Origin of the sequence: Exiguobacterium sp. RIT452 (assembly GCF_003598705.1) — a bacterium.
Classification (GTDB): Bacteria; Bacillota; Bacilli; order Exiguobacteriales; family Exiguobacteriaceae; genus Exiguobacterium_A; species Exiguobacterium_A undae.
In genome coordinates this window covers 72,315-88,042 of record NZ_QXJB01000001.1, presented here as the reverse complement: position 1 = coordinate 88,042, position 15,728 = coordinate 72,315, and the positions used below count along the sequence as shown (strand labels likewise).

The 15,728-nt window shown below is 46.2% G+C and carries 14 protein-coding genes; 7 read left to right on the top strand and 7 right to left on the bottom strand.

Annotated features, from left to right (window positions below; genetic code table 11):
* Positions 1–126: 126 nt before the first annotated feature.
* The 7 genes from D3D03_RS00475 to D3D03_RS00445 all read left to right on the top strand — a co-directional run bounded on the left by D3D03_RS00475 (position 127) and on the right by D3D03_RS00445 (position 6,853).
* Positions 127–1,509, top strand: a complete 1,383-nt coding sequence (locus D3D03_RS00475; protein WP_026833703.1) for an MATE family efflux transporter — start codon at positions 127–129, stop codon at positions 1,507–1,509.
* Complete coding sequence (gene ybaK, locus D3D03_RS00470) at positions 1,469–1,936, top strand: Cys-tRNA(Pro) deacylase (protein WP_119922444.1); 468 nt, start codon at positions 1,469–1,471, stop codon at positions 1,934–1,936. Before D3D03_RS00475 ends, ybaK begins: the two co-directional genes overlap by 41 nt.
* Before the next feature lie 21 nt (positions 1,937–1,957).
* Complete coding sequence (gene pssA / locus D3D03_RS00465; protein ID WP_174544503.1) at positions 1,958–2,704, top strand: CDP-diacylglycerol--serine O-phosphatidyltransferase; 747 nt, start codon at positions 1,958–1,960, stop codon at positions 2,702–2,704.
* A gap of 162 nt (positions 2,705–2,866) precedes the next feature.
* Entirely contained in the window at positions 2,867–3,625 is a 759-nt protein-coding gene (locus tag D3D03_RS00460; protein WP_026833706.1) for a carotenoid biosynthesis protein, read from the top strand.
* Complete coding sequence (locus tag D3D03_RS00455; protein WP_026833707.1) at positions 3,594–4,292, top strand: lysophospholipid acyltransferase family protein; 699 nt, start codon at positions 3,594–3,596, stop codon at positions 4,290–4,292. The genes D3D03_RS00460 and D3D03_RS00455 overlap by 32 nt, the downstream gene beginning before the upstream one ends.
* A complete protein-coding gene (locus tag D3D03_RS00450; RefSeq protein ID WP_119922443.1) occupies positions 4,289–5,365 on the top strand; it encodes a glycosyltransferase family 2 protein in 1,077 nt (358 codons plus the stop codon). The genes D3D03_RS00455 and D3D03_RS00450 overlap by 4 nt, the downstream gene beginning before the upstream one ends.
* A 15-nt stretch (positions 5,366–5,380) precedes the next feature.
* A complete protein-coding gene (locus tag D3D03_RS00445) occupies positions 5,381–6,853 on the top strand; it encodes a phytoene desaturase family protein (protein ID WP_119922442.1) in 1,473 nt (490 codons plus the stop codon).
* A 463-nt stretch (positions 6,854–7,316) separates the two neighbouring features.
* Here D3D03_RS00445 and D3D03_RS00440 read toward each other — a convergent pair whose 3' ends face one another.
* The 7 genes from D3D03_RS00440 to D3D03_RS00410 form a co-directional block, all read right to left on the bottom strand.
* Positions 7,317–8,144, bottom strand: coding sequence for a phytoene/squalene synthase family protein (locus D3D03_RS00440; RefSeq protein WP_026833710.1), 828 nt, complete (start codon positions 8,142–8,144; stop codon positions 7,317–7,319).
* Positions 8,110–9,582: a phytoene desaturase family protein gene (locus D3D03_RS00435; protein ID WP_119922441.1), complete on the bottom strand. Its 1,473-nt coding sequence runs from the start codon at positions 9,580–9,582 to the stop codon at positions 8,110–8,112. The genes D3D03_RS00440 and D3D03_RS00435 overlap by 35 nt, the downstream gene beginning before the upstream one ends.
* Positions 9,579–11,069 carry a phytoene desaturase family protein gene (locus D3D03_RS00430; RefSeq protein WP_119922440.1) on the bottom strand — a complete coding sequence of 497 codons (1,491 nt, stop codon included), beginning with the start codon at positions 11,067–11,069 and terminating at the stop codon, positions 9,579–9,581. Before D3D03_RS00430 ends, D3D03_RS00435 begins: the two co-directional genes overlap by 4 nt.
* Positions 11,070–11,175: 106 nt before the next feature.
* Positions 11,176–12,174 carry a class I SAM-dependent methyltransferase gene (locus D3D03_RS00425; RefSeq protein WP_119922439.1) on the bottom strand — a complete coding sequence of 333 codons (999 nt, stop codon included), beginning with the start codon at positions 12,172–12,174 and terminating at the stop codon, positions 11,176–11,178.
* 135 nt (positions 12,175–12,309) lie between these two features.
* Complete coding sequence (locus D3D03_RS00420; protein ID WP_119922438.1) at positions 12,310–12,690, bottom strand: DUF1516 family protein; 381 nt, start codon at positions 12,688–12,690, stop codon at positions 12,310–12,312.
* 63 nt (positions 12,691–12,753) lie between these two features.
* On the bottom strand, positions 12,754–15,321 hold the full coding sequence (locus D3D03_RS00415) for an ATP-binding protein (protein WP_119922437.1): 2,568 nt from the start codon (positions 15,319–15,321) through the stop codon (positions 12,754–12,756).
* Positions 15,302–15,679 (bottom strand): response regulator, encoded by a 378-nt coding sequence (locus D3D03_RS00410; protein ID WP_119922436.1) that lies wholly within the window; start codon positions 15,677–15,679, stop codon positions 15,302–15,304. Before D3D03_RS00410 ends, D3D03_RS00415 begins: the two co-directional genes overlap by 20 nt.
* Positions 15,680–15,728: the final 49 nt, after the last annotated feature.

Below are 15,728 nucleotides of genomic sequence, written 5' to 3'. Positions count from 1 at the left end.
TTTAAATGACCTTTTTTTTCATGAAAGCGTACCTTTTGCTCTTTCATTATGAAAATTGAAGGCGTATAGTTTCCAAAAGATACAGAAAGACAAAACGTTTTAAGGACTTAAAGGGGAATTTAATTTATGAAAACTGTTAAACAACAATCATTATTCCAAATTACTTGGCCACTATTTATTGAAATCGCACTCCACATGAGTCTAGGGATTATCGCTACGTTGATCCTCAGTTACTACTCGGACAGCGCAGCCGCTGCCGTTGGTGTGTCGAATCAGGTGCTCAACATTTTCATTATTCTATTTAACATTACTTCTGTTGGTGCAACGATCATCATTGGTCAGTACCTCGGAGCAAAACGCGTTCAGGATGCACGACAAACCGCACGCTCTGCTTTTTCAATTAACTTATACATCGGGTTAATCATTTCTGTTCTTGTCGCTTTGTTCGGCACACAATTACTTGGCTTTTTCTCATTAGAAGGAAAAACACTCATGTATGGCGAAACCTTCTTAAAGATTGTTGGTCTCTTCTTATTTTTAGAAGCGATCTCGCTTACGCTTGGAGCTATCTTAAGAAGCCATGGTTTTACGAAGAATGCTATGTACGTCACACTTTTAATGAACTTCGTCAGCGCATTTGGTAATGTGATCGCCGTTCTCGGATTATTTGGGATCCCGGTCCTCGGTGTCGCTGGTGTCGCCTGGTCCATCGTCGTCGCCCGGACCGTCGCCGTTGTTCTCCTGTTTTTCGTTGTCTACCGGAAACTGTCTTTACGGTTTAAACTAAAAGATTTGATTCAGATTAATCGTCGTGATATCAAAAGTATCATGAACATCGGTATCCCATCCGCTGGTGAAGGCGTATCGTATCAATTTTCCCAACTGATCATCACGGGATTCATTGCGACTATCGGAGAAGCCGCTTTATCGGCACGTGTCTATGTCTCGAACATCACGATGCTTTGTTTCTTATTTACTTTGGCCATTGCCCAAGGAACTCAATTGCTTGTCGCCCGTCAAGTAGGGGCGCAACAATTCGAAGCTGCTCACAAACGTGCGTTAAAAACATTAAAAATCGCTGTTTTTGCAAGTTTTGTCTCGGCCGTCGCTCTCGCTTCATTCGGAACGTCGATTATGTCACTCTTCACATCAAGCCCTGAAATCATCGCTATCGGTGTTCCATTGCTTTGGGCAAGCGTCATTCTTGAACCGGGTCGTGCGATGAATATCGTGCTCATGGGTACGTTAAAATCAGCTGGTGATGTCCGCTTCCCAGTAGCGATCGGCATTCTCTCCATGTGGGGAATTGCAGTCGTCCTCAGTTATACACTCGGACTTCAGTTCGGACTGGGCTTACTCGGAATCTGGATTGCCTTCTCTGCTGACGAATGGTTCCGTGGACTCTTTGCCTTAAAACGCTGGAACAGCCGCAAATGGGCACAATACGCTGTCGTTAAAGGAGAACAACATGAGCCAAACGAACGTCGCAAGACTTCTGAAGCAGTCTGATATTGCATTCGATCTGCTTTCGTATCCTGTGGATGAACAGGATTTATCCGCTCAAAATGTGGCTAGAAAGATTAATTACCCCCTTTCCAGCATTTTTAAAACCCTTGTTTTAGAAACTGATCAAAAACAGCACGTATTTGCTGTCATATCCGGAGAAGAAGAATTAAATTTGAAGGCGGCCGCACTGGCGCTTTCCACTAAGAAAGTCCAGCTGGTGCCAATGAACGATTTAAAAAAGCTAACGGGGTACATCCGAGGAGGTGTCGCCCCGATTGGTGCGAAAAAAAATTTTCCTGTTCTCCTATCGGATCAAGTGACCGGTCAACCATTCATGATCATTTCTGCAGGTAAACGCGGCTTTCAAATCAAACTGGCTCCTGATGATTTTTTAACATTCACGAACGGGATTCTCTTTACGAACCGCTGATACGTACTGGAAATTTATGATATGATGGTTAGTATCGAAGATGTGGCAGGAGGAATCATTTTGTGGAAAGAACGTGTACGTAACTCGATTCCGAACCTCTTTACGTTCGGAAATTTATACTGTGGTTTTCTTGCCATTGTCATGGCTGCTCGAGGCGATTTTCAAAATGCGACATTATTGATTGTCATCGCGATGATGCTCGATAGTCTGGACGGTCGTATCGCCCGTATGCTCGGCGTCGCAGGTGATTTCGGAAAAGAACTGGACTCGCTTGCCGATGTCGTGACGTTTGGTGTCGCCCCCGCTATGATGGCTTATTACACTTATTTTTATGATTTTGGAGAGATTGGTTTATTGATTGCCGCGTTATTTCCTTTGTTTGGAGCATTTCGTTTAGCACGCTTTAACCTCTCAGCAACGAACGTGGCCTCTGCTTATTTTTCCGGTGTCCCGATCACGGCAGCGGGAGGCATTTTAGCCGTCGTGACGCTGTTCAGTGGACGGATGAATGACTTGATGGTGCCGCTTGTGTTTACCGCCCTCGCATTCCTGATGGTCAGTCGTGTGAAGATTCCCAGTTTCAAAGACATTCCGGTTCCACGACATACGTTTGTCATTACCTTTACGTTGCTGTATGTTACTTATGTCATGATTGCGCGAAGCAATGAGTGGTCGACGTTTTGGTTCGTCGCCGTTCCTCTCTACGTCGCATTCCTGCTGTTTTCTTTCATCAAGAAGAAAAAACAAAAAAATCATCAAACCAGTTAAAAACAGACGATTTCCTGAACTGCCCCATAGAGATTGGACATAAAAATCCAATTTCTAAGGGGTATTTTTTTGCCGTCTGTTGGAATCACACCTCATTTCTGGCTCGTTTCCCTTTTGTACAGGTATACTTGTATCAGAATATATGGACATGGAGGTACACACATGATGAATGTCTTTCAAAAGCGTCTCTGGTTATTTTTTACGATTTGGTTTGTCATCGGTTTGATTCTAGTCGGCTTTTCGATCCTTCCACCTTGGCTCGAGTGGGCCAATGCGGTCTTTTTATTTGCCTCCGGTCTATACGCCGCGCTTTATTTTTGGGATGTCGTTCCAAAAGGCCGTTTCATCATTCCCGTCATCTTTTTTGGCTCCATCGCAATCGAATCGATCGGGGTGCATACCGGTTGGCCATTCGGTACATATGCGTATGAAGCGGACTTCGGTGTTCAATTACTTGGTGTACCCATCACGATCGGTGCCGCCTGGTTATCCGTCATGGGTGCCAGTCTTGCCTTCTCACGCCGGTTTCCGTTTCGCTACAATACGGTGATCTTGGTTCCGCTGTTTGCCGTTTGGTTGGATTTAGCAATCGATCCTGTTGCCGCAAACGTTAAATCGTATTGGATTTGGCAAGATGGCGGGTTGTATTATGACATTCCGACCCAAAACTTTTTCGGTTGGTACGGAACGGCACTTTTCTTCTCCCTCTTGATTGCTCGGTTCGAACAGCAGGTCACGATTACAGCACTTGAACGAAACAATCAGTACCTATTTTTGATGCTCCATGCGTTGTTCGGTCTGACGGCAGGTGTCGCAGGACTTTATGGCGTCACGCTGATCAGTCTTCTGGCAGGTGTCACGTATTGGCTCACACAAGGAGGTGTTCCGCTTGCAAAAGGCAAACAAAAACAAATTAGCTGAACAAGCCTTTCACCTTTACGTCAAAGAGCGGTTGATCCGAAAACAATTTCATCGTATTTTGTATCGGGCGGATGATTTACCGACCCCGGGTTTGATGCTCGCAACGCATGGTTCTTGGTGGGACGGCATGATTTTATTCCATCTCGACCAAACGATGCTGCGTCATGATCCTTACGTCATGATTGATCAGCAAGGATTGGCCCGTTTCCCGTTTTTCACCCGGCTCGGTGGATTTTCGATCGATCGCAGCTCATATAAGGAAATCAAGCAGAGTCTGCAATATGCGAAAGATCAACTGGCAAACGGCAGCAGCGTCTGGATGTTTCCGCAAGGCGAAGAACGGCATCAAGAAGAACGGCCGCTCCAGCTAAGCAGTGGCGCCACCCATTTAGCAAAAACGGCTCCGTCGATTTCGTTGTTTTCGTTTTATTATTCGTTTGGTCACGAGCAACAACCGGACGTCTACATCCGCACGCGAAAGATTCAATTGCCCGACGACCGGTCCTCAGTGCAGATGCAATACTTAACGGAGGCGATGACTGCACTCTATGACGATGTCCGCTCCGATGCCATTCAGGAACGGACGTCAGCGTATCAACTGTTGACTGAACGAAAGGAACCGTTGCCGGTCAAGACCGAACAGTGGTTACAGGCGATCCGAAAATGATTATCGTGATGTTCATCTTTTCTGCTTTCGTCTGTCTTTACACGTTCCTCAATCTGGCTTTTTTACCAAAACTGTCGAAGCCCGTTGCACCGCAGAGTCTTGCGGTGTGCATTCCGCTTCGAAACGAAGAGCGGAACGTCGTCAAATTAATGACGTCCCTTAAACAAGCACTTCACCCCAACGTCCAGGTTTACTTATATGAAGATCGTTCAACAGATAAGACACGCGATTTACTGATCGAACAGATTGGAGACGATGATCGATTTACGATGATTGACGGAATCGATCTGCCGACCGGTTGGGCTGGAAAAGTCCACGCCTGCCATCAGCTTGCTTTAGCATCAAAAGAGGAGTACTTGTTATTTTTAGACGCTGACATCACCTTGACAGCAGATACGATTCCCCGTCTGTATGCGACGATGCTACAGGAACGGGCTGTCTTTTTATCAGGCTTCCCGTCGTTTCCCGTCCCGACGTTTTTAGGCAAATGCCTGATTCCGATGCAACATGTTTTAATTGCTCAGCATCTACCGATTGCCTTTCGGAAAGTCAAACATCCTGCGTTTGCCGCGGCGAACGGGATGGTTGTTCTTGTTGAGCGTCAGGCATACGAACAAGTCGGTGGTCACCAGGCGATTCAAATGGCGCTCGTCGATGATTTGGAACTCTGTCGGGCCTTTAAGCAACATGAATTCACGACGACCCTCGTCCATGTGGCGCCTTATGTCAGCTGTGACATGTATGCGACCAATCGTGATGTCTGGCAAGGTTTCTTGAAAAATGTCTTTCGTGGCATGAATGATTCCTACTTGATCGGCAGTTACTTTCTTCTCTTTTATTTGGTGCAAGCTTGTATCCTGCCGCTGATGTTACTCTTCCCATCGGTGTGGACAATCGGGGCATTTGCCCTGCTCATGTTGGCCCGGTACCGGATTGATCGGAATGCTAGGATTTCTCATGCTTGGTTTTGGCATCCGGTCGCGACGGTCCTCTATGTCGCACTTCTCGCAACGGCGATGGTTCGAAGACTCAAGAAGAGGGAAATCAGTTGGAAAGGTCGGACATATTCTTAAGGAGGCGTTTTTGGTATGAAACATATTGCAGTCATCGGTGCCGGGCTAGGTGGATTAAGTGCTGCCATCTCCCTCGCTTCAAAAGGTTTTAAAGTTACTGTTATTGAACGGAATGAACACATCGGTGGGAAGATGATGCCGATCGTTGCAGACGGACACCGCTTTGATTTTGGTCCAAACACCATCACGATGCCTGAAATCTTTCAGTCCGTCATCTTAGAATCTGGTGCAAATCCAGATGATTACTTTACTTTTGAAAAATTAGCACGTCACACCGTCAACCATTTTCCGGATGGCCGTTCGCTGACATTTGCCAGCGGTCGCGAGGCGATGCGCACGGAAGTCGACCGCTTTACCGGTGGACAACTTTCAAAAAACGATATTACAGGTTATCAAGAAGAAGTCGCTCACTTGTTCCAAATTGCTAAACAGCAATTTTTTATCAACATTGACTCCTACTTCAACTTCTCGTTGTTGCGTGACATGGCAAAAGTCCACCCGTTGACGTCATTACACGCACTGCACAAAAAATACTTCAAGGATCCGCAGTTGATCCAAGCATTGGATCGTTACGCCACGTACATCGGCAGCAGTCCTTTTCAGGCACCTGCCACATTTGGTCTCATCGCCCATCTCGAGTTGAATGACGGTGTCTATTTTACGCGTGGAGGAAATACGGCGATTGCCGAAGGATTTGCCCGTCGTGCTCAAGAACTGGGAGTCGTTTTCCGTTTGGGTGAAGAAGTGACACAAATCGAAGTCACGAATCATCTGGCAACGGAAATCGAATTGAATCATGTCGATTACCTGTCCGTCGATTTCATCGTTCTAAACGGCGATTTATTAACTCAATATCCACGGCTGATCTCTGAGACGATTCGACCTGACTTTAAAAATCCGACACCGTCCCAGATGGAGCCTTCCATTTCAGCTTACGTCCGTTGCATCGGACTTTCCCGTCGGATTGAAGGACTCGCTCATCACAACGTGTTCTTCTCATCCGACTATAAAGCAGAGTTCGAGGCATTGTTTACCCAACACCGTTATGCGGAGGAACCGACCATTTATATTTCCAATTCTTCTGTCACAGCACCGGACATGGGGCTCGCTGGAGACAACTTGTTTGTTTTGGTGAATGCTCCGGCGACTCACGAAGGATCTGTCATTGATTTTGATACGTATGACGAGATCATCAACCGGCGTCTGCAAGCGTTCGGCATTGATGTGACGGAGGATGTTGTCTTCGAACAACGCATCACACCACAAGATATCGAACAAAAATTTTCGGCGTATCACGGTTCGTTATACGGTCTTTCTTCAAACGGTACCCGCGGAGCATTCATGCGTCCTAGTAACCGTTCAAAGAATGTTCACAATTTGTTTTTTGCCGGCGGATCAACGCATCCCGGTGGTGGCAGTCCAATGGTGACGCTTTCAGGAAAACTGGCAAGTGAACGAATCGTATCGGCGGTTGCTTCCACCCTGTGAACGTTATGTGAATTGCATATCAATTACTTGTACGGACAACTTAGATTTGATACGATTACTTCGAGTTCAAGAGGTAGTGATTGACCCCACATCCTCAATCAAGCGCATGGTGACTTCCCCGAGTCAAACGCGTTTAGGAACTTAACCAATCTGTTGTGGTGTGATTGTTCGTGCAAGACCCACTTGTTCGAGGTACTGCCAACGTAACCCTTTCGGCATGAATTACGACGTTCCCCCTTAGATCGTCTCATCCCGATTGGCTTACAGACGGCTCAATTACGAATCGATCCATCCCCGTGGATCAAGACCCGTCTTGTTTGGAATACGGTATCCGATCACATACACAGATCAAGTTTAGACTCCCCGGTCTAAACTCCATAAAAAAAAGACCTTGGTCCCCGCCAAGGTCTTTTTTTTATGGAGTTTCAACATCACGATCCGATGATTTTAATCAATCAGTCGATCAGATTGTAGCCAGTAACTTCATCTTTTGCCACCGGCTGACGTAAGCACGCTTCGTAAAGACATCATACTGGTTATCGCGTGCCGCATCCAGGATACCACGGTACAGTAAGGCCGCTACTTTTAATGCCCGACGACTCTCTTTCGGGTATCGGTCGAATGATGGCGTTGCCGCATCGTACAGGTGCTCGGCTCTTAAAGCCAATGCTTCCCACAATCCGGCAAAATCACCAGACGGTGTGCCGGCTAATAACGATTCGGTCGTTACGCCATATTCATCCATCCAGTTCTTCGGCAAGTAGACGCGTCCTCGTTTTGCATCTTCCCCGACATCACGCAGAATGTTCGTCAGTTGCATTGCAATGCCGAGTTGAATCGCGGATTCACGTAGATCGGGTTGGTTTGGAGCAAGGATTGGCAGTAACATCAAACCGACCGTACTCGCGACATAATAGCTGTACTTTTCCGTTTCCTCTAAAGACTGGTAACGATTTTTCTCAATGTCCCAACGCATGCCCTCTGCCAACTCTAAAAAAGGTGTCTCATCCATTTCATATCGAGAAAAAACATCTGAAAGAGCAATCCATAACGGTTTTTCAATTGACTGACCGGATCGGAACAAACGAAATTCTTCTAAAAATTCTGCTAAACTTTCTTTTGGTGTGGCGGATTCATCTACCGTATCGTCAAGGAACCGACAAAATGTGTAAATGGCATACACTGCCATCCGGTCTTGCTTCGGTAATAAGGAAAAGGCCTTATAAAATGTTTTAGATCCGCTTTGAATCGTTTGTTCACATACTACGTACGCGTTCGTCACTGTATCCACTTTTCCACCTCATCTCTTGTTCCATTCGATTGACAAGTAATGTCGCTCCCATCATGACGATCGGAACGCCTCCACATGGATGGACAGATGCGCCGACTGCATATAACCGTTCAATATCAGCGTATGGTTTTGCTTGTGTCTTTAAGGCAGCAGATTGGCGAATCGTTGGTGCGATTCCAAAACTTCCGCCCTCATATAATCCAAATTCTTGTGCATCTTGAGGTGTTCGAATCTGCATTTCCATGACCTGCTGTTCGAACCCGGGCACATGTTGCTCGATTTTGGCCAAAATCCGGTCGATGAATCCATGCGCCTCGTACCGGTCCCGGTCAAAACCGCGTGGTGATGGAACCAGGGCGTAAACGACACTGTCATCCGCTTCCGTTAATGTATCATCCACCTTGCTCGGATTAAACAGATACACCGCCGGATGCTCCGGTAACTCATCTTTTTTAAAGATCGATGTCATCAAAGGTTGAAGATCACTTGGCATCAGGAAACGATGCACCGGTAGATCCACTTTTCCCTTTATCTTAAAGTACAATAACAGGGTACCGCCGGATGGGACATATTTTTTAGGCTGCTTACCTTCCACCAAGTATTCCATGAGCGGAAACTCACCATTTAACACAACGCTGTCATACAGATGTTCCTGTCCGTTGACAAGCACTCCTTTAGCTTGGCCTTCACTAATCATTACACGTTCAACCGGTTGGTTAAACGCGAACCGCACACCCCGTCGAACCAACTCCTCGTACATCCGCTCCGCCAAGGAGAAGTAACCGCCTTTGACATACCAGACACCTTCTTGCTGTTCCCGGTAAGGAATCAATCCATAAATCGAAGGGGTCGTATACGGATTTCCGCCGATGTAAAACGTCGGAAAACTGTAAGCCATCCGTAAATACTTACTTTTAAAATAACGCTTCAAATGATCGTGCGCCGTCTCAAGTGCATGCATTTTCACAAGTGGTGCCAACATACTCGGTTGCAACAATTCCGTTTTGCGGAAATAACTCCGCTCTAAAAATTTCGATACACTGACATCATAATCCTTTGCTTTTTGATTCATAAATTCTTGAAAACCGCGACCTTCACCAAACTGGCGCTCAATCGCTACTGCTTGAGCGACGACATCGGCTTGTTTCGTGACGACTGTCCCGTCGTCGAAATGAAGATCATACAACGGATCAATCCGTTCCAGTTCAACACCTTCAAGACCCGCTTCTTTTAATTGTTCCTGTAGCTTCCCAGGCATCAGCACAATCGTCGGACCTTGATCAATCCGGCCGCCGGACTGAAAATCAACGGATGTCAGTCTGCCGCCAGCTCGTGCTTCCTTTTCAAAAATCGTGATTTCAACTTCCGGATAACGTTTTGTTAATAATAATGCTGCATGTAACGTACCGACGCCTGCTCCAACGAATCCGATCTTCATTTCAAAGCACCTACTTCACTTGTCAATAAGTCGGCTGTAATCCGGGCCGATTCAAAAATCGTCGGCAGCCCGCTTCCAGGATGCGTTCCTCCGCCTACTAAATAAACATGATCCAATTCTTCAAAACGGTTATGTGGTCTGAAATACATCATCTGTGTCAATTGATGGCCCAGGTTAAAGGTTGCACCCTGGTGTACGCCCATTGCTTCCCAGTCATCCGGTGTGAACATTTCTTCAACTTCGATTGCAGCTTCGACACCTTTGTATGGAGAACGGTCTTCAAGCGCATCGAGAACACGGCGACGTAACTTGGGTCCTTCAATGGCCCAGTCGAGTTCGGAATAATTATTCGGAACCGGTACCAAGACGTACAAGGCTGATTTGCCTTCCGGTGCAAGTGTCGTATCGATCACCGACGGATTTTGAACGTAAAACGAAAAATCTTCCGATAACTCGAGCGTCTGCGTCATCTCGCGCACGTTTTTCTCGTAATCGTCGGCAAAATAAATCGTATGATGCGGTGCATCAAAGGTTTTATTGACGCCTAAGTACAGCATGAACGTTGAACAAGAGAATTTTTTACGGTCAATCTTCGGACGTGACCATTTTTTCAGGACACCTTCCGGAACAAGATGATTCATCGCATGGGCAAAATCGGCACCGACCACAACATCATCATATAGGACGTGTTCTCCGGACTCTAAAATGACTCCGGTCGCTGCTTTTCCATCCAGGATCAATTCGCTGATTCCCGTCTCCAGATGAACGGTCCCGCCGAGTTCTTCGATGGCCTGTTTCATCGCTTCTGGAATGCGGTTCATTCCGCCGATCGGGTGATGGACCCCGTAAGCATGTTCCATGTAAGACAAAATCGAAAATCCACCCGGGCATTCCCATGCTGACATTCCTAAATATTTCGCCTGAAACGTAAAGGCATATTTGAGTTCTTCGCTTGTGAAATAGTCTGACAAGACATCGTACAACGATCGTCCCAGAGATAGTCGTGGAAGCGCGGTAATGACACGTGGTGACAGATAATCTGTCAACTTATCATGTTTCGTTTGCAAAATCGGCATCAATTTTCCGAGCTTTAACGCCTGTTCTGCCATGAAACGATCGTACCCTTCACCGTTCCCCGGAAAATGCTGTTCAATCGTCTGTTTCATCCGATCACGATCCGTCGTCATCGTAAAGTGTTCTTTCCCACCGTTGAAATATAACGTATACATCGGATCAAGCGCCTTTAAGTCCAAATAATCACTCATCTTCAATCCGATACTCGTAAATAGATTCTCTAAAATATGCGGCATATTTAAAAAAGTAGGTCCACGGTCAAATTGATACTCGCCTACTTGTACACGAGAGGTTCGCCCACCCACAATCGGTTGTTTTTCGTATACGGTTACGTCTACTCCTCTGCCCGCAAGCAACATCGCACAAGCGAGCCCTCCAGGTCCTGCTCCAATAACGGCTACACGCTGCTTCACACGAATCTCTCCTTTTTATCTCTATTCGTTTTAACTATTATACTAATCACATACTCATCCCCACAAATTTGAACTGCGTTAAAACTGTAAAAACGCCAATCTTCCATCAGGAAGTGGCGTTTGCAGTCACAATATACCAAGCTCCTTCTTTCAAAAACGGTGAAATCGAGACATTTTCGAAACCGGCGGCATGTAGTTGTTCCGTTAATTCCTCTTTCCCTGGTAACGGATAAAGATTTTCATGTAAGGTCATGAACGCATTAAAGGCAGCCGAGAACGGTGCACCGTATTCACTGTCACGTAGTGGTGTGACCAAGATGACGGTTCCGGCATCCTTGACGAAACGACGGACCCCTTCCAGAAGGCGGAGGCGTTCTTCTTTCGGGAAGTAGTACAGAATATTATTCATCATGACACCGTCATAAGTTTCCTTGACTTCAAATGTCTTGATATCTCCGACTACAAAATCGATTTCCCCGGTCGTATCACGTCGTTTTGCTTCTTCAATGACAGACTCCTCGATGTCGATTCCGGCCAGTCGGAGTTCCGGCAAGGCTTCATGGATTTTGCGTAAGTAACCGCCGTACGCACAACCGATATCCAGTAAAGAAGTCACATTTTGATTCCGAATGATATGTCGGACGGCGGGAAAAGCGACAGTTTCCACCAAGGCAGACGTCTCAGCGACGATATCCCCGTGTTCTTCGCCGTCAAATGTTTTTTGTTGACCATCTTCCAAGAACTTTGGATACGAAAATAGGGCCGGAAGATGCAATTCCATCAGTTCTGATAACATGAAGCCAATACTCCGGTCATCCGATTTCGATAACTCAGGTAAAACATGGCGTGTTGCGGTGTAGCGCAGGTCTTTCTTTTTCAAGTGTCCGACGGCCAACCCTACTTCAAACCAGCGTGATAAGGCTTCTGCCGTCAGTGGTTGTTTTAAACGAATTTGTGCTTCCGCTTGTGTTGCCCCCGAACCCAACACGTCAAACAACCCATACTTGTATCCAATGTACCCATGCCATAAAGGTAAGACAGGTTCTGCTCGTTTCATCCATTTTCTTGCCCGGAAAACTTTTGTCCATTCTTTCAACTGTGCCACAAGCGTTCCCCTCTCAACTGCGTAATATATCCCTTTTCCCAAATAACAACAGATTGTAACCACAAAAAAACACGCTTCGTCATAATTGGACGAAACGTGTGTCGGAGTCAGCTCCACGCTGACAATTTGTTCAGTTTAGAAGAACTGCATTCCGTACGGTAAAGAATACCCGAGGAAGATCGTCACGAGGACCAGTGCAGCAAATCCAAGCAGGAAGCCGGAATAGGATTTCCCTTTTTTCAGACGGACAAGCGTCAACTCACCCAGTACCAGTACTAAAATTCCGGCAGTGATCTTCGCATGATACAAACCATCCGGATTAGCAGAAGCCCCCATAATTTGAATGTAAAGATAAAGACCGGTTGCGAACGTCAATAACAGCAATAAACGGAACGCCATGTGAATCCCCTTTGCAGCACTTTTTCCGTTCTTGTACATGGAAAAGGCGACAAAAAATGTGACGAGCAGTAAGACCCATAATAAGACGTGTGTGTGCACAAATGCAGTAATCGGCATTGTAGTTCCCCCTTTTTTAATTTCTTACTATATCGTAGCTGATTTTTCACAGTAGATATAGCATTATTTTCCTGAGATATCGATCATGTCAGAAACTGTTTCATATGTCGTGACGATGTGCGGCAGTTTTACGGTAAACGTGCTTCCCCGTTTTTCAACCGACGCGACGGAAATATTTCCGCCGTGTCCTTCCACGATCTCTTTACAGATTGCCAACCCAAGACCGGTTCCACCAATTTTTCGGCTGTCCGAATTATCGACTCGATAAAACTTCTCGAACAGTTTCGCGAGAGCGTTGCTCGGAATCCCGATTCCTTCATCGCGAACGTCAATTTGAACATATTGATGCTCTACAGTAAGCGCGACCTCGATATTTCCGCCGAGTGGAGAATATTTCACCGCATTATTCAGCAGATTGTTCATCAATTGTTTCATCTTTTCTTCGTCCGCTTCAATCAGAGGATACGAGGCATCGTCGTGCGCACAAAATGTAATGGTATGTTGCGCTGTCGACGCGGCATAAAATTGCGTCGTCTCTTCCAACAACGGGCGTAAATCAATCAATCCCTTTTGATAGGACTGGGTTCCGGATTCCATTCGTTGGACATCCAAGAAGTCATTCACCAAATTCGCCAAGCGCTCGGTTTCAGAATGAATCGTCTTTAAATAACGGTCTTGTCGGGATACATCGATGTCCCGGTTCAACATCAACTCAGTGAATCCGTAAATCGATGATAACGGTGTCCGTAATTCATGCGAAACCGTCGAGACCAACTCCGATTTCAAACGATCCATCTCGGTTTCTTTCGTGACATCCCGCAAGACAAGCATCGTCCCTTTTCGTACCCCTTCTATTTCAATCGACTCCACATAAAATTGAATGAAAACGACTTGTTCACGAATCGAGAACTGGAGGCTGTCTTTTGGAACTTCGCCCTGCAGTACAGCTTCTACATAACGGGAGAAGGCTTCCGGTTCATCAACGACCGCATGGATCGTATTCAGACAGCCTTGAAGGGTTTCCGTTTTCGCCGTCCCGAATTGGAGTTCCGGGAACAGATCATACAGCGGACGATTCACGAACACATCCTCTTTCCCCGGTTCGATGTAAATGACCGCTTCCCGAATCGAATCTAAAATCCGTTCCGTCTTTGTTTTTTCCCGGTTCATCTCGTCAAATAACCGCATGCGGAGAAGCGATAACGACAGTTGCCGTGAGAAGGACATGACATCCCGCATCTGTTCGTTCGTAAACTGATCCCGGTAACGAACCAGGTAGATAAACGCGATCACTTCCTCCGACGCCGGATCAAGAATCGGTACTGCCGTCTCGTACATATAGTACGGATACGGCAGTGGATGGTTACTGGCCACTTGTTTCGATGAATGGACAGCTTTCTTCAGCGAGTCAGCTCGTTTCAACAACGAAAAATCACTGCCTAATAATTGTTCGGACAGTTCTTCCGTCATTCCGTGTGTCACGATCGAATACGCAGATCCCTCATCCACGAACACAAGGGCACCGATTTCTGAATCGGTGATCGTGATCAGCTTCTCAATGATCTCCGGATATGCCGTCAACGCTTCCCGCGCCGCCAGTGTTTCCGTCAAATCATTGCGATATTGGAGGTGTTGTTCATTTCGCATCGTCAGTTCAAGTGCTTCTTCGAGTTCCTGCTGTTGTGCCTGCAGTTCCTCTTGTTGCGCTTGTAACTCTTCTTGCTGGGCTTGAAGTTCTTCATTTTTCGCCAGCATATGCTGTTTGTTTTCTGAAATCGAACCCGCCATCTGATTAAAGGATAACGCTAAAATACCGATTTCATCTTTTCGGTCAGGCACTTCGACACGCGAAATGTCTTCCCCTCCCGCAAGACGCTGGCTGTTTTTGACGAGCGAGAGCAACTCGGCGGTAATTTTTCGAATGAACGGGTACACAAAGAAAATCAATACTCCGACCAACACGATGATATTTGAAAGCCAAATCAGTTGAGTCGTCTGGATTTCTTGTTCAAGCTGTTGACTTGTCTTTCCCGACCACTCCTCAAGGAAGTCCCGGTAGCCGCCAAGCGCCAACTCACTTTTATTGATTTCAGACAAGACGTCGATGTTTCCGGACGCATCGAGCTTGATTCGTCCGTTCGCGAGCAATTCTTTCCCCAGCGGTAAGGACGTCAATGTCGTTCCCTCTAAAAACGATTCATTGACCTCACCGGATGCTTTGGCTTCGACATAGGATTGAATCAACGGCAAAATTGCCTCAAAATAATAGGCATACAGTTCACGCGAAGAACGGGCATAATCTTTCCCTTGCTCATAAATCGCATTTTCCTCAAACCAACGTGTCTGCTCGTCAATCGTCGCCTGTTGATCCACCATCTTTTGATAGATCTCCTGATCACCAATCAGAGCATACCCCCGCATATTGAACTGCAAGTCTTGCCATTCTTCCCAAAGTGCACCGGCACGGGCACTGCGATCTCTAATATCTTCAAGCTTGAGTCGTGTCTCCTGTAGTTTCGTGTCAGTATAATTATAGACAATCAATGAAGAAATCATCAGCGTCGTTAAAACGATATAAAAGGAAGCCATCAGCTGGCGTCCGATTTTTCGATTAATCCACCGGATGATCACTCAATATTCCTCCTACGACATCAATCAATTCAAGTGGACTGAACGGTTTTGAGAAGAAATAATTCGCACCGATTTCTTCCGCTCGTTCCCGGTCGGATTGTTGACTTTTGGCTGTTAACATCATGATTTTCAGTTGTTGTTTATCCGGATGTTGCCGTACTTTTTCAATGACTTCGATTCCAGTCATACCAGGCATCATATAGTCGAGTAACACAAGATCGTAATGCTCGCTCATGATTTTTTGATAGGCCTCATCTCCGTCTGTTGCTTCATCAATCGTATATCCTTCGTCTTCTAATGTATCGAGCACCAACATTCGTAAGACATCTTCATCTTCTGCTAATAAAATACGTGCCATCTATAAAACCTCCTGTAATGAACCATTAGTTTACGTACATACCTTTTCA